The 23,091-nt window shown below is 67.0% G+C and carries 20 protein-coding genes; 9 read left to right on the top strand and 11 right to left on the bottom strand.

The window, feature by feature from the left end:
• Window positions 1-219 precede the first annotated feature (219 nt).
• The 9 genes from eno (at window position 220) to T8K17_RS18595 (ending at window position 9,656) form a co-directional block, all read left to right on the top strand.
• A complete protein-coding gene (gene eno / locus T8K17_RS18635) occupies window positions 220-1,506 on the top strand; it encodes a phosphopyruvate hydratase (RefSeq protein ID WP_322331237.1) in 1,287 nt (428 codons plus the stop codon).
• Window positions 1,507-1,530: 24 nt separating this feature from the next.
• The gene (locus tag T8K17_RS18630) at window positions 1,531-2,073 is read left to right on the top strand and encodes a hypothetical protein (protein WP_322331236.1); all 543 of its coding nucleotides are present in this window, start codon (window positions 1,531-1,533) and stop codon (window positions 2,071-2,073) included.
• A gap of 121 nt (window positions 2,074-2,194) precedes the next feature.
• Window positions 2,195-2,548, top strand: a complete 354-nt coding sequence (locus T8K17_RS18625; protein WP_322331235.1) for an FtsB family cell division protein — start codon at window positions 2,195-2,197, stop codon at window positions 2,546-2,548.
• 272 nt (window positions 2,549-2,820) lie between these two features.
• The gene (gene pdhA, locus T8K17_RS18620; protein ID WP_322334982.1) at window positions 2,821-3,786 is read left to right on the top strand and encodes a pyruvate dehydrogenase (acetyl-transferring) E1 component subunit alpha; all 966 of its coding nucleotides are present in this window, start codon (window positions 2,821-2,823) and stop codon (window positions 3,784-3,786) included.
• Window positions 3,787-3,876: 90 nt separating this feature from the next.
• Window positions 3,877-5,328: a pyruvate dehydrogenase complex E1 component subunit beta gene (locus tag T8K17_RS18615; RefSeq protein ID WP_322331234.1), complete on the top strand. Its 1,452-nt coding sequence runs from the start codon at window positions 3,877-3,879 to the stop codon at window positions 5,326-5,328.
• 13 nt (window positions 5,329-5,341) lie between these two features.
• Window positions 5,342-6,673 (top strand): pyruvate dehydrogenase complex dihydrolipoamide acetyltransferase, encoded by a 1,332-nt coding sequence (locus tag T8K17_RS18610; protein WP_322331233.1) that lies wholly within the window; start codon window positions 5,342-5,344, stop codon window positions 6,671-6,673.
• Between the two features lie 13 nt (window positions 6,674-6,686).
• A complete protein-coding gene (lpdA, locus tag T8K17_RS18605) occupies window positions 6,687-8,099 on the top strand; it encodes a dihydrolipoyl dehydrogenase (protein ID WP_322331232.1) in 1,413 nt (470 codons plus the stop codon).
• 43 nt (window positions 8,100-8,142) lie between these two features.
• The gene (lipA, locus tag T8K17_RS18600; RefSeq protein ID WP_322331231.1) at window positions 8,143-9,183 is read left to right on the top strand and encodes a lipoyl synthase; all 1,041 of its coding nucleotides are present in this window, start codon (window positions 8,143-8,145) and stop codon (window positions 9,181-9,183) included.
• Window positions 9,184-9,203: 20 nt separating this feature from the next.
• A complete protein-coding gene (locus T8K17_RS18595; RefSeq protein WP_322331230.1) occupies window positions 9,204-9,656 on the top strand; it encodes a type II toxin-antitoxin system RatA family toxin in 453 nt (150 codons plus the stop codon).
• A 198-nt stretch (window positions 9,657-9,854) separates the two neighbouring features.
• On the opposite strand, the gene T8K17_RS18590 is transcribed toward T8K17_RS18595, so the two are convergent.
• The 11 genes from T8K17_RS18590 to T8K17_RS18540 form a co-directional block, all read right to left on the bottom strand.
• A complete protein-coding gene (locus tag T8K17_RS18590; protein ID WP_322331229.1) occupies window positions 9,855-10,340 on the bottom strand; it encodes a CinA family protein in 486 nt (161 codons plus the stop codon).
• 20 nt (window positions 10,341-10,360) lie between these two features.
• Window positions 10,361-10,840 carry a phosphatidylglycerophosphatase A gene (locus T8K17_RS18585; protein WP_322331228.1) on the bottom strand — a complete coding sequence of 160 codons (480 nt, stop codon included), beginning with the start codon at window positions 10,838-10,840 and terminating at the stop codon, window positions 10,361-10,363.
• Window positions 10,841-10,940: 100 nt separating this feature from the next.
• On the bottom strand, window positions 10,941-11,738 hold the full coding sequence (locus tag T8K17_RS18580; protein WP_322331227.1) for a DNA adenine methylase: 798 nt from the start codon (window positions 11,736-11,738) through the stop codon (window positions 10,941-10,943).
• A gap of 227 nt (window positions 11,739-11,965) precedes the next feature.
• Entirely contained in the window at window positions 11,966-12,613 is a 648-nt protein-coding gene (locus T8K17_RS18575; protein WP_322331226.1) for a hypothetical protein, read from the bottom strand.
• Between the two features lie 7 nt (window positions 12,614-12,620).
• A complete protein-coding gene (locus T8K17_RS18570; protein ID WP_322331225.1) occupies window positions 12,621-13,400 on the bottom strand; it encodes a glycine-rich domain-containing protein in 780 nt (259 codons plus the stop codon).
• Window positions 13,401-13,465: 65 nt separating this feature from the next.
• Window positions 13,466-13,888: a hypothetical protein gene (locus T8K17_RS18565; RefSeq protein WP_322331224.1), complete on the bottom strand. Its 423-nt coding sequence runs from the start codon at window positions 13,886-13,888 to the stop codon at window positions 13,466-13,468.
• A 16-nt stretch (window positions 13,889-13,904) separates the two neighbouring features.
• Window positions 13,905-14,468, bottom strand: coding sequence for a hypothetical protein (locus tag T8K17_RS18560; RefSeq protein ID WP_322331223.1), 564 nt, complete (start codon window positions 14,466-14,468; stop codon window positions 13,905-13,907).
• 9 nt (window positions 14,469-14,477) lie between these two features.
• Window positions 14,478-15,332: a hypothetical protein gene (locus tag T8K17_RS18555; RefSeq protein WP_322331222.1), complete on the bottom strand. Its 855-nt coding sequence runs from the start codon at window positions 15,330-15,332 to the stop codon at window positions 14,478-14,480.
• 1 nt (window position 15,333) lies between these two features.
• Window positions 15,334-16,950 carry a hypothetical protein gene (locus T8K17_RS18550; RefSeq protein ID WP_322331221.1) on the bottom strand — a complete coding sequence of 539 codons (1,617 nt, stop codon included), beginning with the start codon at window positions 16,948-16,950 and terminating at the stop codon, window positions 15,334-15,336.
• Window positions 16,947-22,709, bottom strand: a complete 5,763-nt coding sequence (locus T8K17_RS18545; RefSeq protein ID WP_322331220.1) for a phage tail tape measure protein — start codon at window positions 22,707-22,709, stop codon at window positions 16,947-16,949. Before T8K17_RS18545 ends, T8K17_RS18550 begins: the two co-directional genes overlap by 4 nt.
• The gene (locus T8K17_RS18540) at window positions 22,706-23,089 is read right to left on the bottom strand and encodes a DUF1799 domain-containing protein (RefSeq protein WP_322331219.1); all 384 of its coding nucleotides are present in this window, start codon (window positions 23,087-23,089) and stop codon (window positions 22,706-22,708) included. Before T8K17_RS18540 ends, T8K17_RS18545 begins: the two co-directional genes overlap by 4 nt.
• Window positions 23,090-23,091: the final 2 nt, after the last annotated feature.

Raw genomic sequence — 23,091 nt, 5'->3', positions numbered from 1 at the left:
CCGACATGCCAGCCGGGAGACACCGGAGAATTTAGTCCTTCTGCGGCGGAAATACAAATCCGCCGCGCACCTGGAAACCCGCCGGCCGGTCACGACCTGTTGAACTTGGCGTGTTGAATGCTGCCGGGAGCAAGGCTATTGAGAGCGCGCCGAACGCACCGACGCCGACCGCACGCGCCGCCACCCATCCTGCCCACCCCTTCTGTGTAGAGGACAGACATGAGCGCCATTATCGACATCACCGCCCGCGAAGTCCTGGACAGCCGAGGCAATCCGACCGTCGAGGTCGATGTGGCTCTGGAGACCGGCGCCATCGGCCGCGCCGCGGTTCCGTCCGGTGCCTCCACCGGCGCCTACGAGGCGGTGGAGAAGCGCGACGGCGATCCCAAGCGGTATGGCGGCAAGGGCGTGCTCGCCGCCGTCGATGCGGTGAACGGCGAGATCTTCGACACCCTGTCCGGCCGCGAGGCCTGCGAGCAGCTTCTCATCGACCGGGCGCTGATCGACCTGGACGGCACCGAGAACAAGAGCCGGCTGGGCGCCAATGCGCTGCTGGGCGTGTCCATGGCCGTCGCCAAGGCCTCGGCCGCCGAGATGGAGCAGCCGCTGTGGCGCTACCTGGGCGGCGCCTACGCCCATGTGCTGCCGACGCCGATGATGAACATCGTCAACGGCGGCGCGCATGCGGACAACCCGATCGACTTCCAGGAATTCATGATCATGCCGGTTTCGGCGCCGACCTTCGCCGAGGCGCTGCGCTGCGGCGCCGAGGTGTTCCAGGCGCTGAAGAAGCGGCTGGTCGCCGACGGCCACAACACCAATGTGGGTGACGAGGGCGGCTTCGCGCCGAACCTGTCGACCGCCGACGAAGCGCTGGGCGCCATCATGAAGTCGATCGAGGCGGCCGGCTACAAGCCCGGCGAGGACGTGATGATCGCCCTCGACCCGGCCTCCACCGAGTTCTTCAAGGACGGCAAGTACGTGCTGGCGGGCGAGGGCAAGACCCTCGACACCGAGGGCATGATCAAGCTCTACGCCGACCTGTGCTCGCGCTACCCGATCGTGTCGATCGAGGACGCCCTGTCCGAGGACGACTGGGACGGCTTCAAGGCGCTGACCGCCGAGATCGGCAAGAAGGTGCAGATCGTCGGCGACGACCTCTACGTCACCAATCCGAAGCGCCTGAAGCGCGGCATCGCCGAGGACAGCGGCAACGCGATCCTGGTGAAGGTCAACCAGATCGGCACCCTGTCGGAGACCCTGGAGACCATCCACACCGCCCAGGCCGCCCGCTTCGGCACGGTGATCTCGCACCGCTCCGGCGAGACCGAGGACACCACCATCGCCGACATCGCGGTGGCGACCAATGCCGGCCAGATCAAGACCGGTTCCCTGTCCCGCTCCGACCGGATCGCCAAGTACAACCAGCTCCTGCGGATCGAGCAGGCGCTCGGCCCGGCAGCCCGCTACGCCGGCCGCCAGTCGCTCGCCCCGCTGGCCGGCTAAAGGCCCGACCGGAAAGGCCATCCCGTGGCCGAGAAACCGCGTACCCATCCGTCCCGGCTCGGCGACAGCGCCACGCTGAAGCTGCCGGGATGGCGCCGCGGGGTGTTCCCGTTCGCCTGCGCCGTGGTGGTCGCCTCGGGGTTCGGGCTGATGTCCGGCGAGGAGCCGCGCCTGGAGACCGGGGCGGCGATGGTCGGCATCGGCATGGTCGCCGGCTCCCTGTTCCTGCTGGCGACCAACGCCTGGAACCGCCTGCAGGTGCATCTGGACCGCGAGGGCCTGACCGTCGCCAAGCTCTGGACCGTGCGCCGCTACCGCTGGGACGAGGTGTCGGAATTCACCGTCTCCGGCCGCGGCAATGCCCGGGGCGCGAAGCTGGCCTATGTGGTGTTCGATGCGGACCGGGGCACCGGCATGGGCCGGGCGATGAACCGCTTCCTGACCGGCAAGAGCCAGATCCTGCCCGTGGGGCTGGTCTTCGAGGACGGCTCCGGCGATGCCATCATCATCGCCGACGTGCTGAACGCCTGGCGGAGCCGCGCGCTCAAACACGCCCGCAAAGCCTGAGTCATTTCTGCAACACCGTGCCGGATTCGCCCTTTGGCGGGTTTCGATTCGCGTTCTGTTCACGGTGACCGTTAATCGGCTTCATGATTCAATGCGTCGTATTCGCAGATTGGAGGGTTCGGTGTCCCTGTCCGCTGAACTGAAGCGACGCGTTCCCAAGGTACTCGGCCCGCTGATGGCGTCGCTGCTGATGGCGTATTTCGCCTATCACGCGGTCGAGGGCGATCGCGGTCTGCGCGCGTGGCAGCGGCTCGACATCGAGATCGCCGAGGCGAGCGACGTGCTCGCGGAGGTTTCGGCCGAGCGCGAGGCCCTAGAGAACAAGGTCGCCCGTCTGAACCCCGCCAACCTGGACACCGACATGCTCGAGGAGCGGGCCCGTCTGGTGCTCGGATATATCCCGTCGAATTCCGTGGTCATCGGCAACGGCCTCGTTCCGAAGGACGGACTGGTGCTGAACGTGGCGGTTCGCTGAGTGATTTCGACGGCTTAACCAAAATCAAGTTAAGTGACGTTTTTGCGTTGCAACACAAGATGTTAGGCATCTTGAAAATGTGACGTGTTTCCCTTAGTTGTGTGGGTACCGAGTTGGTGCGGACTGAACGCGCCCCGGACACGTACAGGGGGAGACCCATGGCCCGTGCAGCCACGACGAAATCGGCCTCGAATTCCTCGGGTGCCGCGAAGAAGCCCGCCGCCACCAAACGCACGTCCCGATCCACCAAATCCGCGTCCGCGAAACCGGAGATGCCGTCCAAGGACGAGCTCGTCGGCTACTATCGCGACATGCTGGTGATCCGACGCTTCGAGGAGAAGGCGGGTCAGCTCTACGGCATGGGCCTGATCGGCGGCTTCTGCCACCTCTATATCGGCCAGGAAGCGGTCGTCGTCGGCATGCAGGCGGCGATCGAGGACGGCGACACGGTCGTCACCTCCTACCGCGATCACGGCCACATGCTCGCCTGCGGGATGGAAGCCCGCGGCGTGATGGCGGAGCTGACCGGACGCATCGGCGGCTACTCCAAGGGCAAGGGCGGCTCGATGCACATGTTCAGCCGCGAGAAGAACTTCTTCGGCGGCCACGGCATCGTCGGCGCCCAGGTGCCGATCGGCACCGGCCTCGGCTTCAACCACCGCTACCGCAAGACCGACCGGGTCTCGCTCACCTATCTCGGCGACGGGGCGGTGAACCAGGGCCAGGTCTACGAGAGCTTCAACATGGCGGCGCTGTGGAAGCTTCCGGTGATCTTCATCATCGAGAACAACAAGTACGCCATGGGCACCTCGCAGCAGCGCGCGGCGGCCGGTCCGTCCCTGGCGCAGCGCGGTCACGCCTACGGCATCCCCGGCGAAGAGGTCGACGGGATGGACGTTCTGGCGGTCAAGGCCGCCGGCGAGAAGGCGGTCAAGCACTGCCGCGAGGGCAAGGGCCCGTACATCCTGGAAATGAAGACCTACCGCTATCGCGGCCACTCTATGTCCGATCCGGCCAAGTACCGGACCAAGGAGGAGGTCAACAAGATGCGCCAGGAGCACGATCCGATCGACACCCTGCGCCGCCTGGTGCTGGAGCAGGGCGTGGACGAGGACACGCTGAAGAAGGTCGACCGCGAGGTGAAGGATCTGATCACCGACGCCGCCGACTTCTCGCAGCAGAGTCCGGAGCCGGATGTCGAGGAATTGTGGACCGACGTGCTGGTCGAGGCGCGCTGAGCGCGCCCGCCACCGTCGCGAGCGAAACAGAACGCGCGGTCCTGCCCCGGAGGGCGATCCGGCCGCTGCACCCGAGAGGGGGGACACCGAATGCCTACTCCCATTCTGATGCCGGCCCTGTCGCCGACCATGACCGAGGGCAACCTCGCGAAATGGATGGTGAAGGAAGGGGACACGGTCTCCGCCGGCGACGTGATCGCCGAGATCGAGACCGACAAGGCGACCATGGAAGTGGAAGCCGTCGACGAGGGTAAGGTCGGCAAGATCGTCGTTTCCGAGGGCAGCGAGGGAGTTCAGGTGAACGCGGTCATCGCCTACCTGCTGGAAGAGGGCGAGAGCGCCGACGACATCCCGGCGGATGGCGGCGACGCGCCGGCCCCGAAGGCCGAGGCCAAATCCGACGATGACGACGGCGGCAAGGACGAGGCGCCGGCGGAAATCGCCGACGGTCCCAAGCGCCCGGCCCCGGTCTCCGCCCCGTCCGGCGATCTCGGCTCGCCCCTGGCGACCGCCACCCAGATCCCCGACGACGTCGACGAGGCCAAGTTCTTCAAGGAGACCACGCGCCAGACCGTGCGCGAGGCCCTGCGCGATGCGATGGCCGAGGAGATGCGCAACGACGGCGAAGTCTTCCTCATGGGCGAGGAGGTCGCCGAGTACCAGGGCGCCTACAAGGTCACCCAGGGGCTGCTGGACGAGTTCGGCGCCGACCGGGTCATCGACACGCCGATCACCGAGCACGGCTTCGCCGGTCTCGCGGTCGGTGCGGCCTTCGGCAACCTGAAGCCGATCGTCGAGTTCATGACCTTCAACTTCGCCATGCAGGCGATCGACCAGATCATCAACTCCGCGGCCAAGACGCTGTACATGTCCGGCGGCCAGATGGGTTGTCCGATCGTGTTCCGCGGCCCGAACGGGGCCGCCTCCCGCGTCGCCGCCCAGCACTCCCAGTGCTATGCGAGCTGGTACGCCCACTGCCCGGGCCTCAAGGTCGTCTCGCCCTGGTCCGCGGCCGACGCCAAGGGCCTGCTGAAGGCGGCGATCCGCGATCCGAACCCGGTCATCTTCCTGGAGAACGAGGTCCTCTACGGCCAGTCCTTCGACGTGCCGACGGATCCGGACTTCGTGCTGCCGATCGGCAAGGCCAAGGTCGTGCGCTCCGGCAAGGACGTGACCATCACCGCCTTCTCGATCATGGTCGGCAAGGCTCTCGAGGCCGCCGAGAAGCTGGCGGAGGAGGGGATCGAGGCCGAGGTCATCGACCTGCGCACCATCCGCCCGCTCGACATCCAGACCATCGTCACCTCGGTGAAGAAGACCAACCGTCTGGTCACCGTCGAGGAAGGCTGGGCCTTCTCCGGCATCGGATCGGAGATCGCGACCCAGATCATGGAGGTCGCGTTCGACCATCTGGACGCACCGGTCGGCCGGGTCGCCGGCGCCGATGTGCCGATGCCGTATGCCGCCAATCTCGAGAAGCTGGCCGTGCCGCAGGCGGAGAATATCGTCGCCGCGGCCAAAGTCGCCTGCTACCGCGCCTGAGGGGGACCGAGCGATGCCTACTCCCATTCTGATGCCGGCCCTGTCGCCGACCATGACCGAGGGCAACCTCGCCAAGTGGATGGTCAAGGAGGGCGATACCGTCTCTCCGGGCGACGTGATCGCCGAGATCGAGACCGACAAGGCGACCATGGAAGTGGAAGCCGTCGACGAGGGTAAGATCGGCAAGATTGTCGTCGCCGACGGCACCGAGGGTGTCGCCGTGAACGCGGTCATCGCCTATCTGCTCGAAGAGGGCGAGAGCGCCGACGACATTCCCGCCGATGGCGGCGAGGCGGCGGCCGCGCCGGCGCCGAAGAAGGAAGAGGCTCCCAAGGAGGAGCCGAAGCAGGAAGCCCCCAAGCAGGAGGCCAAGCCGGCCCAGCAGGAGAAGTCGGCGCCGGCCCCGGCCAAGAGCGCCGGCAGCGGCGGGCGCGTGTTCGCCAGCCCGCTGGCCAAGCGCATGGCCGAGCAGGCCGGTCTCGACCTGAACGACGTCTCCGGCTCCGGGCCGAACGGCCGCATCGTGAAGGCGGATATAGAGAAGGTGATGGAAGGCGGCGCGCCGAAGAAGGCGGCCGCGTCCCAGGGTGCGGCTCCCGCCGCGGCGCCGGCTGCTGCGGCTCCGGCCGCCCAGGCGCCGTCGCCCGACGTGCCGGGCCTGCCGAGCTACAAGGAGATTCCGAACACCAACATGCGCAAGGTCATCGCCAAGCGCCTGACGGAATCCAAGCAGTTCGCCCCGCATTTCTACCTGACCGTCGACTGCGAGATCGACGAGCTGCTGAAGGTCCGCAAGGACCTGAACGCCAAGTCCGACAAGTACAAGCTGTCGGTCAACGATCTGGTGATCCGCGCCTCGGCCATCGCGCTGAAGCAGGTGCCGGCGGCCAACGCCACCTGGACCGAGAAGGCGATCCGGATCTACGACCAGGTCGACATCTCCGTCGCCGTGGCGATCGAGGGCGGTCTGATCACCCCGGTGATCCGCGATGCCGGCTCCAAGGGGCTGGTCGAGATCTCGGCGGCGATGAAGGACCTCGCCGGCCGGGCGCGCGAAGGCAAGCTATCGCCGGAAGACTACCAGGGCGGCACCTTCTCGATCTCCAACCTGGGCATGTTCGGCATCAAGGACTTCGCCGCCGTCATCAACCCGCCCCAGGGCGCGATCCTGGCGGTCGGTGCCGGCGAGCAGCGTCCGGTGGTCAAGGACGGCGCGCTGGCCGTCGCCACTGTGATGAGCTGCACCCTGTCGGTCGACCACCGGGTGGTGGACGGTGCTGTCGGGGCCGAGTTCCTGGCGGCCTTCAAGAAGCTGATCGAAGATCCGCTCACCATGTTGCTGTAAGGGGAGGCGCGTTATGGCCGATACCCAATTCGACGTCATCGTGGTCGGCGGCGGGCCCGGCGGCTACGTCGCCGCGATCCGCGCCGCCCAGCTCGGGATGAAGGCGGCGGTGGTCGAGCGCGAGCATCTTGGCGGCATCTGCCTGAACTGGGGTTGTATCCCGACCAAGGCGCTGCTGCGCTCCTCCGAGGTCGGGCACATCCTGCACAACCTCGACGCTTACGGCTTTTCCGCCAAGGACATATCGTACGATCTTAAGAAGGTGGTTAAGCGGTCGCGCGATGTCGCGAAGCAGCTTTCCGGCGGCGTCGGCCACCTGCTGAAGAAGAACAAGGTCACCGTCATCGACGGCCAGGGCAAGCTCGCCGGCACCGACGGCAAGCTGCGCAAACTGGAGGTGACCAAGGACGGCAAGTCGGCCGGCACCTACACCGCCAAGAACATCATCCTGGCCACCGGTGCCCGCGCCCGCACGCTGCCTGGCATGGAGCCGAACGGCAAGACCATCGTGACCTACAAGGAAGCGATGGTGCCCGAGACCATGCCGAAGAAGCTGCTGGTCATCGGCTCCGGCGCCATCGGCATGGAGTTCGCCAGCTTCCACCACGACATGGGCGCCGAAGTGACCGTCGTGGAAGTGGTCGACCGGATCCTGCCGGCAGAGGATGCGGAGATCTCCGCCTTCGCCCTGAAGCAGTTCACCAAGCAGGGCATGAAGATCCACACCGGCGCCAAGGTCCACAAGCTGGAGGGCTCCGACAAGGGGGCTAAGGCCGAGATCGAGGTGAAGGGCAAGAAGGAGACCCTGGAGGTCGACCGGGTCATCCTCGCCGTCGGCATCGTCGGCAACGTGGAGGATATCGGCCTCGACGGCACCAAGGTGAATGTCGAGAAGACCCACGTGGTGACCAACGAGTGGATGGAGACCGGCGAGCCGGGCGTCTACGCCATCGGCGACCTCACCGGCCCGCCCTGGCTCGCCCACAAGGCCAGCCACGAGGGCGTGATCTGCGTCGAGAAGATCGCCGGCGTGAAGGGCCTGCATCCGCTCGACATCGACCGGGTACCGGGCTGCACCTATTGCCGTCCGCAGATTGCCAGCGTCGGCCTGACCGAGGCGGAAGCCAAGGAGACGGGCCGCGAGCTGAAGGTCGGCAAGTTCCCGTTCATCGGCAACGGCAAGGCGATCGCGCTCGGCGAGCCCGAGGGCATGGTGAAGACCATCTTCGACGCCAAGACCGGCGAACTTCTGGGCGCCCATATGATCGGCGCCGAGGTGACCGAGCTGATCCAGGGCTATACCGTGGCCATGACCCTGGAGACCACGGAGGCGGAGCTCATGCACACCGTCTTCCCGCATCCGACCCTCAGCGAGATGATGCACGAGTCCGTCCTTGACGCGTACGGCCGGGCCATCCACTTCTGAGGTTCGCAATTCCGCACGGATCGAGCCTGCAAAGGACCGAGCAATGACAGAGGCGACCACATCTGCCGACAAGGCGCGGGTCCGCCATCCCGAGAAGGCGCATAAGCCGGACAACCCGGTGCAGAAGCGCAAGCCGGCCTGGATCCGGGTGAAGGCGCCGACCTCGGCGACCTACCAGGAGACGCGCAAGATCATGCGCGACCACAACCTCCACACCGTGTGCGAGGAAGCGGCCTGTCCGAATATCGGCGAATGCTGGTCCAAGCGGCATGCGACGATGATGATCCTGGGCTCGGTCTGCACCCGGGCCTGTGCCTTCTGCAACATCGCCACCGGCCGGCCGGATCAGCTCGATCCGCATGAGCCGGAGAACGTGGCGAAGTCGGTCGCCAAGCTCGGCCTGAACCACGTGGTCATCACCTCGGTGGACCGCGACGACCTGCCCGACGGCGGGGCGGGGCATTTCGCCGAGACCATCCTGCAGATCCGCAAGCACTCGCCCGGCACCACCGTGGAGGTGCTGACCCCCGATTTCCGGCGCAAGAAGGACGCGCTGGCCATCGTCGTCGCGGCCAAGCCGGACGTGTTCAACCACAACCTGGAGACCGTGCCGCGGCTCTACGGCACCGTGCGGCCGGGGGCGAGGTATTTCGGGTCGCTCCACCTGCTGCACCAGGTGAAGGAGATGGACCCGTCGATCTTCACCAAGTCGGGCATCATGGTCGGCCTGGGCGAGGGGCCTGAGGAGGTCCATCAGGTGATGGACGACCTGCGCTCGGCCGAGGTGGATTTCATGACCATCGGCCAGTACCTGCAGCCAACGCCGAAGCACCACGCGGTCGACCGGTTCGTGGAACCGGCGGAGTTCGACACCTACAAGAGCCGGGCCTTCAACAAGGGCTTCCTCATGGTCTCGTCCTCGCCGCTGACCCGCTCGTCCTATTTCGCCGGCGACGATTTCGCCCGGCTGCGCGCCGCCCGCGATGCGCGGCTGGCCGGCAAGCCGGTGCGCGAGGCCGACGCCATCGCCCTGTCCGAGACGAGCCCCATCGAGCCGGCCGCCGCCGCGCCCGCCGCCGAATAACCGACCCGATCGCTGCCGGAATGCCGACACACGCCGAAAAGCGCATCGTTCCGTATTCCCCGGACCAGATGTACGCCCTTGTCGCCGACGTGGAGACCTACCCGGACTTCCTGCCGTGGTGCGTCGGCGCGCGGATCAAGAAGCGCGAGGGCAACGTGTTCTTCGCCGACCTGATGATCGGCTACAAGCTGATCCGCGAGCGCTTCACCTCCCGGGTCGAGCTGCATCCCGAGGAGCACCGGCTCGACGTGACCTATACGGACGGGCCGTTCCGCTACCTGAACAACCACTGGGCCTTCATCGAGCAGGGCGACGGCGGCTGCCTGATCGATTTCTACGTCGATTTCGAGTTCAAGAACCTGGTGCTGCAGCGGGTGATGGGCCTGTTCTTCAACGAGGCCGTCCGCCGCATGGTGCAGGCCTTCGAGGACCGGGCGAAGGCGCTGTACGGCCCTTCGACACGCCCCGAGTAAGGCTCGGCGCTGCTCAGGATGAAGGGCACGGGTGGCCCTTTGACAGGCTTCCGGTATGCTGGGTCTCGGCCCGCCCCCGGATCAGGTCCGGGCGCGTCCGGGATGACGACGTAACTCGGGCTTCACACCTTCACAAATGTAAACGTCATCCCGGCGAACTCCGGGCTTGACCCGGAGGTCGGCCGGGACCCAACGTCGCTAAAGCCGCGCCAGCAGCATCTCCAGCGCCGTGCGGACCGTCGCTTCGCGCACCGCGGACCGGTCGCCGGGGAAGATCTCGCGCCGGTGAACCGTCTCGCCGCCCGCCATCGCGCAGCCGAAATGCACCAGCCCGACCGGCTTCTCCGCCGTGCCGCCGCCCGGTCCCGCCACGCCGGTGACCGCCACCGTCAGCCCCGCCCGCGAGTGCGCCAGAGCGCCCTCGGCCATCGCGCGCGCCACCTCCTCGGAGACCGCGCCCATGGCGGCGATCGTCTCGGCCGGCACGCCCAGCATCTCGGTCTTGGCCTCGTTGGAATAGGTCACGAACCCGCGCTCGACCACGGCGGAGGAGCCGGCGATCTCGGTGAGACACCCGGCGATCAGGCCGCCGGTGCAGGATTCGGCGGTGGCGATCATCACGCCGCGCGCCTTGGCCCGGTCGAGCACCTGGGTCGCGAGATCGAGAAGCGGGGCGGGGAGCATGAGAGCCTCCGAGGCAAAGATCAGGGGGCGGTCCACAGCCAGGCGGCGGCGATCCAGACCACCAGGGCGGCATAGGCGCCGGCCACCAGGTCGTCCAGGATCACGCCGAACGGCGTGTGCATGTTGCGGTCGATCCAGTTCGCCGGGAACGGCTTGGTGATGTCGGCCACCCGGAAGGCGACGAAGGCGATCGCCCACCACAGCGGGTGCGGTGGGCAGAGCGCCAGGGCGAGCCACTGGCCGGCGACCTCGTCGATCACCACGGCCCCCGGGTCCTGGGTCCCGGTGCGCTCCATATAGACCCGCGTCGCCCAGGTCCCCGCCAGGGTCGCCAGGACCGCGCCCCCCAGCAAGGCCAGAGACCCGCCGGCCTGGGCCAGCGGCCAGGCCAGCACCGCCGCCAGCAGCGAGCCCCAGGTGCCCGGCGCCTTGGGCAGGTAGCCGGTGCCGAGCCCGGTGGCGATCAGCACCGCCGGGGAGGCGAGGGAAGGGCGTACCACGGGAGGAAGACCGCTCACAGTGTAGCCGGACCGCAGGTTTTGGAGTCCGGGACAGCAGGTTTTGTAGCACATGCATTCTCCACGGCCGGTAGCTCGCACTTCATCGGTTCGTCACGATCAGCTCTCGCCTCCGGACGTCGGCAGCTGCGGGGTTGATCGTGTAGGACAGCTCGACCTCGAGCAAGCGCCGGCGGCCGAATAGCTCTCGCGCCTGGTCGCAATCGTTGATGCTGAGAACGAACGCCCCGGCCAGGCCTTCCAGGTGGTCGGCTATGCGGCGATGGTCGACGGCCGAGAACAGCTCCGCTCCATAGTCGTCCTCGCACCCGATGTAGGGCGGGTCCAAGTAGAACAGGGTGTAGGGCCGGTCGTAGCGGGCTAGGAAGGCTCCCGCGTCGAGACGCTCGATCACCACGCCTTCGAGGCGCTGGTGGACCCTCCTCAGCAGCCGCATGACCCGGCTTGGCTGGAAGCGCGCAGGGGAACCGGGGTCGACACCGAAGGTCCTGGACGTGGCCTTGCCTCCGAATCCCGCATACTGGAGGTAAAGGAACCGGGCAGCCCGCTCGATGTCCGTGAGGCTCTCCGGATCCTGTCGGGCCAGGCGCTCAAACTCGGCCCTGCCCATCAGCTTGCCTGACAGCTCCTCGGCCAGAGCTGCAGGGTGTCGCTGCGCGATGCGGAACAGGTTCACGACGTCGTCGCTCGCGTCGTTGATCACCTCGGCCGCCGCCCGTCTCGGCCGCCGCATGAAGACGCCGCCCATGCCTATGAAGGGCTCGGCATAGCATCGGTGCGGAATCCTCAGGATCTCTTTCACGATGCGGCCGGCGAGCGCCCGCTTGCCGCCAAGCCAGGGCGCGAGGCCCTGAAGCACGTCCACTTCGTCTTGGAACAATCTCGGAGTCGACTCCATCGCTGTACCTTCCTACGCTCGCCGTTCCCCCGCGCGGGGAGGGCGGGACCGGCGACCTGGTTGTCCATGGCGGCCGGTGTATCCGGTGCGGGGGTCCATCCCGCGGCTCGGGCTGTTAGCGCAGCCCGTCCCCCGCCCGGAAGCGGGGGCAGTATTTAAACGGCGTTCAAATGCAGTCGATGGACCGTTTAAACGCCTTCCGGCGGCCGTTACGGCCAGCCTGCCATGATGTCGATGGCGGTCAGATCAGCCTGGGTTTCGGCGTCGTCCACCTCTCCATAGAGACTGTTCTCATTCTCTTGGCAGGCGGCAACGTGGTCCTCGATCGCCCGAAGCATGTCTGTTGCGATCGCCGCCGTCAGGGTCACCCGAGCCTTGCCGCGAGTGACGACGGGGATGGTGCCAGCCGAATTGGTGCGGGTGATCTTGGCGATTGCCCGATCAAGTTCGACCGCTGCCTCGTGTGTCGTTGAGACTTCGACGTCGAATCCACCGATCGACGCGGTCGTGCCGCCATTTCGCCGACGACGGAACTCCTCGGTGATCGCCTCTTTCAGCACTGCCTTCCGCTCGGCCAACGGCAGAAACTCCAAGTGATAGGAGCGGCCGACATGCTTCAGCTCAGCGTCGATCGACATTTCCGGCGTCTGTCCGAGGGTTTGGCCAAGGCCCGGTGTTGGAGGCGGGAGATCTACCACTGGCCAGTAACCGACACCGTCTAGGTCCGGATAGGTACTCGCGAACAAGCTAAGGTCCGTCAACGTGTCGAGAGCTAGACCGACAAGGAAGTCGGGCAATGCGCCAACTTCCCCAACGCTTGTAGGCCCGGACAGCTCCACTCTTTGCCAGTCGGTCATGTCAGCCTCAGATCAGTTTAAAGGAGCCAGCGCCGGTGAACGTGACGATCTTGTACAAGCCGTCATTTGCCACCGAAAAACTTCCAGTAGCGACAAGCGTTCCTTCCGATGCCAGGAAGCGAACGATGACAACACCGGAACCACCGGTTTGGCCGTCGTCGTAGCCTGTTGAGCCGCCACCCAAACCGCCATTACCTGAGTTATTGGTGGCGCCGGGATATGACGTGCCCCCATTCGTCACGCCAGCCTGTCCGCCAGCGGCGTAGGTTACAGGTGATCCTGTGATGGATGAGCTTCGCCCCGGCCCGGCAGCGGTTCCGCCCCCGTTTGTACCGCCTGCGCCAGCCCCGCCTGGGCCAGTTGAACCAAAGCCGTAGCTTGCAGAGTTGAATTTGACCGATGACGATGATCCGGTGATACAGCCGCCACCCGAACCGCCGTCAAAGCCGCTGCCGTTTCCTGTTCCCGACGCACCCGGCGTATACGGAGCGCCACCACCACCGCCGCCGTTAACGGCCCAACGAAAGGCGAACGTTGCCTCTCCGCTCTCGCCGCGTTGCGCCACATTGCCGGCAGCGGAAGTCGTGGCACCGCCCCGTCCGCCCAGACCCGGCCTGATTGGGTAATCGACGCCTTTTTGAATGGTGAATGGCGTAGTGATTTCAAGAAACTCACCACCGCCGCCTCCAGCGCCGATGGCGCCTACATCAACAGACCCTCCTCCTCCTCCGCCGCCGCCGCCAACAAGGAGCAGCGCAGCAATCGTTGCCAGCGCAGCACCACGCACCGCCTTTGAGTAACCTGGCGGCGTCCCGGACGGCCTTCCCCCGGCTGGCTGCATCGGGTGCGCCATCAGAAGTCGTGCCCCTCGGCCACGATCACGACGCCGCCGCCGAGCGCGACGGCGATGGTAGCGCCGAGCACCGCGTCTGCCGGCAGATCCAGGAACGTGTACTGATCCTCCGGATCGATAACGGTAACCCGCCCGGCATTAGCCGTTGTGTTGGCGACAGTGTACGCCGGGATGAGGGCATCGAGGCGCGGAAGATAGGTCCACGTTGATCCCTCGTCGGTCGACAGAAAGAACCGAACCGCCGTCGCCGTCACCGTGGCCCGCGCCCCGGCGTAGAGGCCGGAAATGCGCCGGCCGTTCGCTCCAGCCGTGGCAACGGTCGTAATCGCGCCAGTGCCATCCGTCGCGGTGTTGGCCGAGGTGATTGCCGCCGTCTCGATCTTCGGGACCTGCGGCCAGGCGGGCGTGTTGGTCAGTGCCATGATGTTATCTCCTCTCTCAGCTAAGTGCGTAGGCGATGCCGGCGATCAGACCGAGATTGACCGAGATGGTGCGCGTCTCGTTGCCGCCTTCGTTTTGAGTGGCCATGTCGATGCCGGCGCCAGGTAGGAGCGCCTCCTCCAGGTGCTTCGGTGTGTCGTCATTGGCGGACACTCTCACGCCGTTCACGGCCGCCGCCGCATCGGTCGCCGACTGCTCGGCCTTGGCCGCGTGGTGCTTGGCCGAGTAGCGTCCCGCTTCGACCTCAGTGTCTTCGTCGGCGTCCGCCCACTGCTCAGCTTTGTCGCGGGCCGTACCCGCTGCACTCGCAGCGCCGGCAGCGGCTATTGCCGAGAGGCCGGCCGCGTCGGCGGCGTCCGATGCGTCAGAAGCATCGCCGCTGGCAGCCGTCGCCTTCGTCGCGACCTCGCTTCCGACGACGCCGAGCGCCTCGGCCAGGGCCGGCAGGTTCTCGGTGTGTCCGTCGTTGCCGAAACCACCGGGGTTGGCGTCGGTCTTGGACCCAGAGTTCCAATATCCGGCCAGGAGCCGGCTGATCGCTGTCGCAAAGTCGATAGCCATGCTGATCTCCTATCCCTGCATTTCTTCAAAGCGGAGCGTGACCGACCAGTCGCCGGTTTCGTCGACCTGGCGCGGCGGGCTCACCACGGTCATGACGGCGGGGAAAACCTCCCGAAACTCGTGCACCAAGTCGGTTCGATCCGGGTCAAAGACGATCGGGTGCTCGTCATCGAGCAGGGCGCGGTCGTAGATCGCCATGGCCTCGACCTTGGTCAGAGACGAGAAGCTGACCGTGTGCACGCGGGCGTTGGTACGGCGTGACTTGATCACCCGGCCGCCGGTGGTGACTTCTTCCTGAGTGCGCCGGCCGATGGCCAGCTCTCGGCCCCAATCGTAGGTCCAGCCAGGTGTCAACGCGGCGGTCGCTGCTAGGTATCCGATGTCGAAGTCCTTGCCAGCTTCGGCGACATCGCGGACGTCCAGCTCGACCAGAATACTGTCCGGCGAGCAGGAGAGCGGAAACCGGATCGGTTTATGGCGGGCATAGCCCTGGATGTCCTTGAGGCGCGGCTTTCCCGTGTACCAATTGCTTTGTTCGAAGGGCAGCGACGACGTCGGGTAGATGCGCCCGAAGATGTCGTGCCATCCGATCTGCTGCAGCGTGGTCTCCCCCTCGTAGCAGGTGACTCTGTAGCGACTGTCGAGCAGTGCTGTGTGACCGCCGATCAGGAGATCGGTCAGATACACCTTGCGGTCGAAGGTGATCAGGAACTGGCTCGCCTCGAGGTCGGACGGATCGGCGCACCGTGCCGGTTTGCTGACAATCCGGGGATCCAGGACGTTGTCGAGCGTGCCGCCCCAGCTGCCGCCGGACAGGGTGGCGTCGAGCGCCAGGTTGTCGAGGAGGATACGACCTGTCGTCATCTCAGCCCCACAGTCTCAAGGTGAGCTGACCGCCGGTCGGCCGGCCGGGCTGGGCAGCCATGACGATCATCACCCGGTCGATATCGTCGGCGCTGTACCGGAGCCGGACCTCCGCCTTGCCGATGCCAGGATCGGCCAACAGGTCGAGCCACTCTTCATCCTGCTCCACGGTGACCACCCACTCCGCGAACGGCGTGCCGTCCTCGCGCACCGACATGCAGTCGAAGAGCAGCTCGGCGACGTCGGTCAGGTCCGCCGGATCGCGTAGCGCGGTCTCCAGGTCGATCGAGCGGACATTGGGCCACCAGAGGTCGCGCAGCGCGGTGTCCTTCTTGATGCCGGTCCGCCACTCCCGACGCAGGCGCTCCTCGGCGTCAGTGCCCCATATGCTGCCGGCCAGGTTGCTGCGCGAATGGGTCTGGTAGAGCCGGCCGCCGCGTACCGTGACGGACCATACTGGCCGGCTGACCTCGGGATCGCCCGGCCGAATGGAGATGATGTCGACGTCATCGATCGTGCGATCCGGCGAGCCGGTCGGCAGGTGCAGCTTGCCGATCTGCCACACGCCCAGCGGATCCGGCAGGACCCAGCAGGCGATCGACCGGGCCAAGGCCTCGATGACGCGCGCGGTCGACGTTCGCTCGGCGATGTAGAGCCCGACCTTCGCCGTCTCGGAGATCGCCGCGAAGGTGGGGCCTATCGTGGCCGCCGGATCCTGTCTCTCGATCAGCGCGGCGATCAGCTCCGGAGCGGTGTCGAGGTAGCCCACACCGGCGACCAGATCGACCGCACCCTTCACGCCGGCGGTGACCACTCCGCCGAAGGACTGGTTGACCTTCAGCAGCCCTCGGCCGAGGTCGGTGACCCGATGGCCCGCAGACGGACTAGCGCTGTCGAAGGCAGATCCGGACACGTCCCCGTCGTCGGTCAGGCCGGTGGCGGCCCCGCGATCGTAGATCGCCGAATACTCCTCCATCTCGCCGGCGTGGGCCTGGGCGACCTGGGCGGTCGCGTTGACCCATATCAGCGGGATGTTGGCGGTAACCAGGTCGCCAAGTGCCAGCGGCTTGACGCTGTCCTTGAGATCGTCGGCGGTGCCCTCGTAGCCGGTAGCTCCGCTGTTGGATCCGTCGAAGGTCTCTTCCTGGATGTCGTTCTCCAGGTCCGCCCGGCGATCGTAGATCGGGATCTCCAGTCGGCTCGGCCGACTGCCGGTGACGTCCCAGGCCGGCGCCTCCGGTCGCGCGTCGACGATCTTGCGGAAGTCGGCCGCAAAGGAGCGTTCCTCCTCTTCGTCCGTCTTGATCTCGCCCCACCAGACGCGCACGGCCGTGAAGATGGAGCCGCGGTACTGGTTGAGGGCGCCATCGGCATTGGAGAGCACCAGAGCACCCGTGCCGAGCGCTCCGGTGAGCCGGGAGGCGTCGGCGAAGACCTCGAGCCCGATCGACGGGGCCTCCAGAATCCGGCTGTCATAGGACTGGTTCGGGCGATTGGCATCCGTCGAAGGCCAAGGGCGCATCGGCAGGTCGCTGAGATAGAGCGTCGTCGGCGACGTGCCGTCGGCCGCGGTCAGGTCGACCTCGGCAAGGTAGGCCATGATGCGCCCGCGGCTCATGATGACCTCTTCGACAGCTGCATGGAGAGATCGCGGATCTGGCGACCCTGGTCGGCGATGGTCATCCCCATGCGCTCCACCTGGCCGGCCAGATCTGCCGTGGCCATGGCCTGGCGATCGCCGGCCGAGTAGATCGCCGAGGTGGTCCGGCCGATCGCGCCGACCAGCGGCGTCATGTCCATGGTGTTGGTGTTCGCCGGCCGGGACATCAGCGCCAGCGACTGCTGGGCGTTGAAGACGTGCATCGGCCCGCCGGTGTAGAGCAGCTCGCCGGGGTGCACGATCGCCGGACCGCCGGGATGCCAGCCGCCCTTTTCGTACTCTCGCCCTTCCGCGATGCCATACTCGTGAGCGTGTTGATATGCGAGCTGGTTCAGGCGGACGCGTAGTTGATCCGGGTCGGTAACGCCCTCCGCCGCGGCCGTCGCCTGTGCCCACGCCGCAACGTCCGAATTTCGCGCCAGATACCGCTCCTCTCGCGTGTACTGGTCGCTGATATCTCCTGCAGACCCGCCGCTGGGCGTTGCAGCGTTGGGGGCGGCTGCAAGCACGGCTTCCAGATCGCGGATCGCGTCGGCGACGGAGATGACGTTGTCGTTGATCGAAACGAGTTGGCTGACCTGCATCTGCATTTGCGCCAGCTGCTGATCGGCGATCTGGGCTTGTTGCTTTGCAACGGACTCGACACGCGACAGGCGGTCCGCCGTCATGTCGAAGGCGGCGTTATAGTCCGCACCCACCAGGACCTCGCGGGCGATCTGGAGATAGTTCTGGGCCGCCTGCTCGATGCCGGCGATCGCGTCCTCGTTGCCCGCCTGGGCGCGCTCGAACACGTCGTCGAAGATACCCTTCGCGGCATCCAGCCGATCGGTGGGACCGCCCTTGGCCAGGTCGCTGACTTCCAGGCCGCGCCGGGTTTCACGGATCGAGTTTGCGAACCCCATCATGCGGTCGCGAAGGGTCTGCAGTTCGGCGCTCTCGCGCTTGTAAGCTTCGATCAGGGTATTGCGGGCTTGCTCTTGCTGCTCGGCGATCTCCGCAGTGGTTGCGGCAGTCTGGGTAAGGGAGTCCACCACCTGTGAATTTAGGGTCTCGGTAAGCTCTCGCAGAATGATGTCCGCGCCCTGGACCTGATCGGCCACCCCGCTGAATGCATCGATCAGAGCCTGCAGCTCTCCGGCTCCGAGGCCCTCGATGACGGGTCGGAAGCGGCCGTCGATCACCTGCGCCAGGGTATCGGCGCTCACGCCGGCCACTTCGGCATCGGTAGAGAGCTGTTTGAGCTGTGCCGCAAGGGAGAGGAGCTGGTTGTACTGGCCGCCTACACCGGCCGCCTCCGCCTCGAGGCTGGTGCGGAAGCCCTGCTGCACCTGGGTGACCGCGGTCGCGTAGTTGTCGGCCAAATTCTCGGTCGCCAGGCCAAGTTCCTTGGCGCGTTCCTTGGCCTCTTCGAAAGCGTCCTTCAGCGCATCCAGCTGCGTCTTCAGCGGTCCGGCGATATCGAGGTCCGGCAGGAACAACTCGTCCAGGCCGGCGGCGAAGTCCAAGTCCGAGAGCAGCTCTTCGATCGTCTTGGCCGACGAATTCTGGAGGGCTGTCGAAACGCGGTCCGTGTCGAAACCGTCGAAGGCCTTCTGCAGCGTGAGCCGCACGCCTTCCGTAACCGCCTCGTCGGCCGACAGGCCTCGAAACAGGTCCTTATCTGCCAGCTGGCCGTTGATGATTTCCTTCAGGTTGAAGCCGGCCGACTGACCCGAACCACCCTCCGGATTGGAGAAGGCGCCGACATCGAGCCCGTATGCGCGAGAGCCGGTCGCCCCGTAGCGATCGCTGGCCTCGGTGGCTATCTCCCGGATGCGCCGGGCAACCTCGCCGGCCGCCGTGGGGTCGCCGTCGTTGTCGGCGGAGAGCTGGATCTCGCTGGTGCCGATGACATTGGGTATCCGTGCCACCCCGGTCGGCCCGACCGAAGGCGTCTGACCGCCACCGAAGAGGCCGCCGACGACATTGCCCAGGGCCGAGCCAGCAATGGTGCCGAAGGGACCGAAGAAGGAACCGGCGACGGCGCCGATCGTCGAGCCGATCGTCGAGCCGATCCCTCGGTCGCCCAGGAGCTGGTCGAGCAGCAGGTTGGTGGCGAAGGAGCCGATGGAGCCGAGCGGAGATCCGAAGGCAAGGCCGGCATTGCCGAACGTGGCGCCCAGCTCAGCACCGCCGAGCCTGGAGCCCAGCGACGCGAAGAGGTTGCCGATCGTGGCCGAGCCCGTGGTCAGCGAGCCCCCGCGCAGCAGGTTGATCAGCCCCATGCCGGCGCCGATGCCACCGATCAGCCCGCCACCGCCGCCTGAGAAGGCCGGCAGGGCGCCGGTCAGTCCGCCGGCACCGCCTCCGAACTGGCCGGTGATGCTGGCGATCGCCGACGGGGACAGACCGACCGCCTGGCCGAGAGCGCCGACGATCGGGACGATGATCGGCTTGGCGATCGCCAGAGTGGCGATCTCCCCGAACATGCGCGCGAAGATGTCCTTCGCACTGCCAGCCAGATCCTTGAACTGCAGCTTGCCGTTGCGCACGACATTGGTGATCGCGTCGCTGAAGCCGCGCTGGATCCCCTCCGCCGCCGTCTTGAAGGCCTCGGCCAGCGGGTTGGCCTGATCCTTGATGCGCTCCAGCTCGCGCACCTGGCCCTCGTCCATGATCGCCTTGCGCATCCGATCGTAGGCCGCGTTCACCGCGTCGATCTGTTCTGGCAGGGCCTCGAGCAGGGCGCGCGACCGCTCCAGCTCCAGCTGCTCGAGCTTCCGCGCCGTGGTCAGCGCGACGATCCGCCGGCGGGCCTCGTCGGTGTTCTCCAGCTCCAGGCGTCGGATCTCGTTCTGGAACTCTAGGTCCTCGGCCGAGCGGACCATGGCATCGGCCGCCTGGTTCTGCGCGGCCGCCCATGCCTCCACCTGGTCGCCCAGGCGGGCGATCAGATCCAGGTACTGCTCGTAGGTGAGCTTGCCCGCCTCGAAGCCCCGCATCAGCAGCTGGGCCTGCTGGTCGACGTCGCGATACTTCTCGGCGATCGGATCCAGACGCGCGCGCAGTGCCTTCAGCGCCTCGTCCTGGCCGGATGACCATTCCAGCTCGGCGTCGCGGGTGGCCAGCACCGCGGCGCGCAGCTCGGCGTAGGCCGCGTTGATCTCCCCGATCTGACCAGGTGCGGCCGCCATGACGGCCTGCTGGCGACGGGACTCCAGGCGATCCAGTTCGCGGGCAGCGGTCAGCCGCACGATCTCCTGGCGGGCCTGCTCGGTGCCCTCGGCCTCGAGCTTGCGGACCTGTAGCGCCAGCGTAGTGTCCTGGGCCTGCTCGCGGGCCGCTCGAGCGGCGGCGCCCAGCCCGAAGGCGTAGGCGTCGGTGCCGTGGTTCAGCGCTTTGATCAGGGCTTCGACGTCGTAGCCGGCGGCCGTCAGCTTCTCATGCGACGCCCGCAGCTGCTCTTCGGCGTCGCTGGCCTCCCGCATGACCTTCGCCATCGGATCGAGCTGGTCCACCAGCGACTGGACGTCTGTGGCCAGCCCCCCGAAATCGGCGCCGCCACCTGGACCACTGGTCGGCAGGATCCCCGACAGACCGCCGGCTCCGAAGAGACCCTCGTTGCCGTCGAAGAGGGCGCGCAGCTCACCCTGGACATCGAGCAGCTTCAGCCCTTCGCGCAGTTCCTGGGCCTGCCGCTTGTATTCGGCCAGGTCCTCCTGGGCGGCCCGTCGCATCTGGCCGCCTCGGGTCGCGCGGACCTGTGTTTCGGCAATCAGTGCCTCGGTCAGCGCCAGGCTCGCCTCGGCCTCCTCACGGGCGCGCTGCGCTGCGTCCTGGCTGAGGCCGGCGCCCAGGCCGAGCTGGCGGTTAACGCCCTCGATCGCGCGCGCATGCAGCTCTGCGGCCTGCGACGCCTCCGACTGCCTGGTCGCCAGGTAGTAGATCCCGCCGGCGGCAAGTAGCGCAGCACCGGCCGGGCCGCCGATCAGGTTCATCGCCCCGGACAGGCCCCGCATGGCGATGGTCGCCGTGCGGGCGCCGACCGTAGTGGCTTGCAGGGCAGCCAGGTGCCGGGCCTCGGCGGCGGCCAACGCGTTCTTCTGGGCCAGTAGCTGGGCTTCGATTGCGAGCACCTGGCGCCCGACGGCAATGCGGGCCAGGTCGGCCTCCGCGGAGCCTGCAACCACCACGGCACGCGCGCGCTCAGCCTTGACCTGGGCCAGGGTGGACGCGGTTGCCTCGACACTGGCGCGGGCTGCTGCGACCTGGGCGGCCGCCTTCAGCTCGGTTGCTCGAGCGCTGTTAAGGTCGACGGCACTTCCGGTCGCGACGGCGGCGTTCAATGTCACCCAGCTGGCCGTGCTCGAGGCGACTGCCGGAACCAGCGCATTGATCGACTGCAGCACACCGACGATCCCCGGCCGCATACGGGCGAAGATTCCGACACCCACGGTGGCGGCGAGTATGTCCAAGTTGCTCGAGAGGGCGCCGACCGCATAGGCAACCGCGTCGAAGGTCGCCGCGACGTCGCCGGAATCCACCGCCTCCTGGACGAACGACCGCAGATCATCGGTCGCCTCAACAATCGCCGGCGCGAGTGCGGAACCCAGGGACGCGGCGATCTCGTCCAGTGCATTGCCGGTCAGAGCCAGCTGCGAAGACAAGGTCTGCGCCGACCGGAGATACTCTTCGTTCAGCGCGGTCGTATTGCGCGTCTCGTCGGCGACGATTCCCAGGAAACGGCTAAGCTGATCGCTGTTGACGGCCAGGGTCGGAAGGACTTTTAGCAGTTCCTCGCCCTGCAGGCCGAAGCGTTCCAGGACCTCGGCCGCGCTCTCTCCACTCTCGACCGCCGCCCCCACACCTTCGACGAACGATACGAAAACCGAGGTGGCGTCCTGCTCGAACGTCTGGCGGAGCTGGTCGCCGGCGATGCCGGTGATCTCGGCCAGCTCACGGAAGCGCTGACCGCCGCCACGGATGGACTCTTCGATCGCCCGGAACGTCCGGCCGACGGCGGACCCGCCCAGCTCGGCCTGGACACCGACCGACCGGAGCGCCGCGCCGAAGCCCGCAGCCTCGCCGGCGGAGACGCCGAAGATCGCGGTGGCCTGGGCGACCTGTGTGGCGACACGGGCGATCTCGGACTCACTGGCCGCCGCATTGTTGCCCAGCGCCACGATAACCGAAGCCAGGGTATCGATGCTGTCGATCGCCTCGCCGGTGACGTTGAGGATCCGTGTGAGGCTGGTCGCCGCTTCCTCACCGGCGAGGTCGGACGCGGTGCCGAGCTTCGCTACGGTCTCGGTGAAGAGCGTCAGGTCCTTCACGCCCTTGACGCCCAGCTGACCGCCGGCCTGGGCGATGCCGAGCAGCTCGGTGCGCGCGAACGGCATGCGCCTGGCCATCTCGGTGACGGCGGCACCCATCTCTCGGATCTGGTCTGCACTCAGATCGGCGGTTTTGGCGACACCGACCAGCCCGCGCTCGTAAGCGGCGAACTCCTGCACGGCATCGCGCACGCCGATGGCCAGGCCAAGTCCGGCGATGACGGTCTGCAGCGATCGAAGCGATGCGAGCGCGGATGAGCTGCGCAGCCGCAGATCTTCGAGAGCGCGGCCGGCGCCGGTACCGCTGTCGCGCAGCCCAGCCAGCTCCGATCGGGCGTTGCGGACCTCGCCGACGAAGCCCCGGCCGTCCGCACGCAGTGTGAGGCCGACGACGATATCGGTCATCGCGACCTCGCCGGCCGGGGTTGCTGTCGGCGGATCCGGGCCAGGTCCGCCATCCGGATCCGGTTGAGCACCTCGAGCGCCTTCATCTCGATGATCTGGATCCGGCCGAGCAGATCGGACCGGCGCTCAGCCGGGACGCCGAGCGCATCAATCACTGCGGTGACGGCCTCGACGCGCAGACCCGTATGGGCCGGCGGGTCGCCGGCATACGTCCATTGGGTCTGGCACCGCTGAAACACCATCACTGCCTCGGTATTGGCCGGCAGGATCGGATAGGCCGGCCTGGTCGCCGGCAGCTCCCGCTCCCGCCGGCGTTGACGGGCGCGTCGCCGGCGCTGTGCGTCGAGGAAGGCGTCGACGTCCTGACCGGCATCGCGCAACT

This window comes from Thalassobaculum sp. OXR-137 (genome assembly GCF_034377285.1).
Classification (GTDB): Bacteria; Pseudomonadota; Alphaproteobacteria; order Thalassobaculales; family Thalassobaculaceae; genus Thalassobaculum.
The sequence above is the reverse complement of the archived record's forward strand: the minus strand, read 5'-3'. Positions and strand labels throughout refer to the sequence as shown.

What these genes read in the sequence shown, in the direction of transcription:
- T8K17_RS18610 (WP_322331233.1), top strand. Translation starts at nt 5,342, where the DNA reads ATGCCTACTCCCATTCTGATGCCGGCCCTGTCGCCGACCATGACCGAG.
- T8K17_RS18575 (WP_322331226.1), bottom strand. Translation starts at nt 12,613, where the DNA reads ATGACCGACTGGCAAAGAGTGGAGCTGTCCGGGCCTACAAGCGTTGGG.
- T8K17_RS18555 (WP_322331222.1), bottom strand. Translation starts at nt 15,332, where the DNA reads ATGACGACAGGTCGTATCCTCCTCGACAACCTGGCGCTCGACGCCACC.
- T8K17_RS18545 (WP_322331220.1), bottom strand. Translation starts at nt 22,709, where the DNA reads ATGACCGATATCGTCGTCGGCCTCACACTGCGTGCGGACGGCCGGGGC.
- lipA (WP_322331231.1), top strand. Translation starts at nt 8,143, where the DNA reads ATGACAGAGGCGACCACATCTGCCGACAAGGCGCGGGTCCGCCATCCC.
- T8K17_RS18560 (WP_322331223.1), bottom strand. Translation starts at nt 14,468, where the DNA reads ATGGCTATCGACTTTGCGACAGCGATCAGCCGGCTCCTGGCCGGATAT.
- T8K17_RS18615 (WP_322331234.1), top strand. Translation starts at nt 3,877, where the DNA reads ATGCCTACTCCCATTCTGATGCCGGCCCTGTCGCCGACCATGACCGAG.
- eno (WP_322331237.1), top strand. Translation starts at nt 220, where the DNA reads ATGAGCGCCATTATCGACATCACCGCCCGCGAAGTCCTGGACAGCCGA.
- T8K17_RS18550 (WP_322331221.1), bottom strand. Translation starts at nt 16,950, where the DNA reads ATGAGCCGCGGGCGCATCATGGCCTACCTTGCCGAGGTCGACCTGACC.
- T8K17_RS18565 (WP_322331224.1), bottom strand. Translation starts at nt 13,888, where the DNA reads ATGGCACTGACCAACACGCCCGCCTGGCCGCAGGTCCCGAAGATCGAG.
- pdhA (WP_322334982.1), top strand. Translation starts at nt 2,821, where the DNA reads ATGCCGTCCAAGGACGAGCTCGTCGGCTACTATCGCGACATGCTGGTG.
- T8K17_RS18595 (WP_322331230.1), top strand. Translation starts at nt 9,204, where the DNA reads ATGCCGACACACGCCGAAAAGCGCATCGTTCCGTATTCCCCGGACCAG.
- lpdA (WP_322331232.1), top strand. Translation starts at nt 6,687, where the DNA reads ATGGCCGATACCCAATTCGACGTCATCGTGGTCGGCGGCGGGCCCGGC.
- T8K17_RS18590 (WP_322331229.1), bottom strand. Translation starts at nt 10,340, where the DNA reads ATGCTCCCCGCCCCGCTTCTCGATCTCGCGACCCAGGTGCTCGACCGG.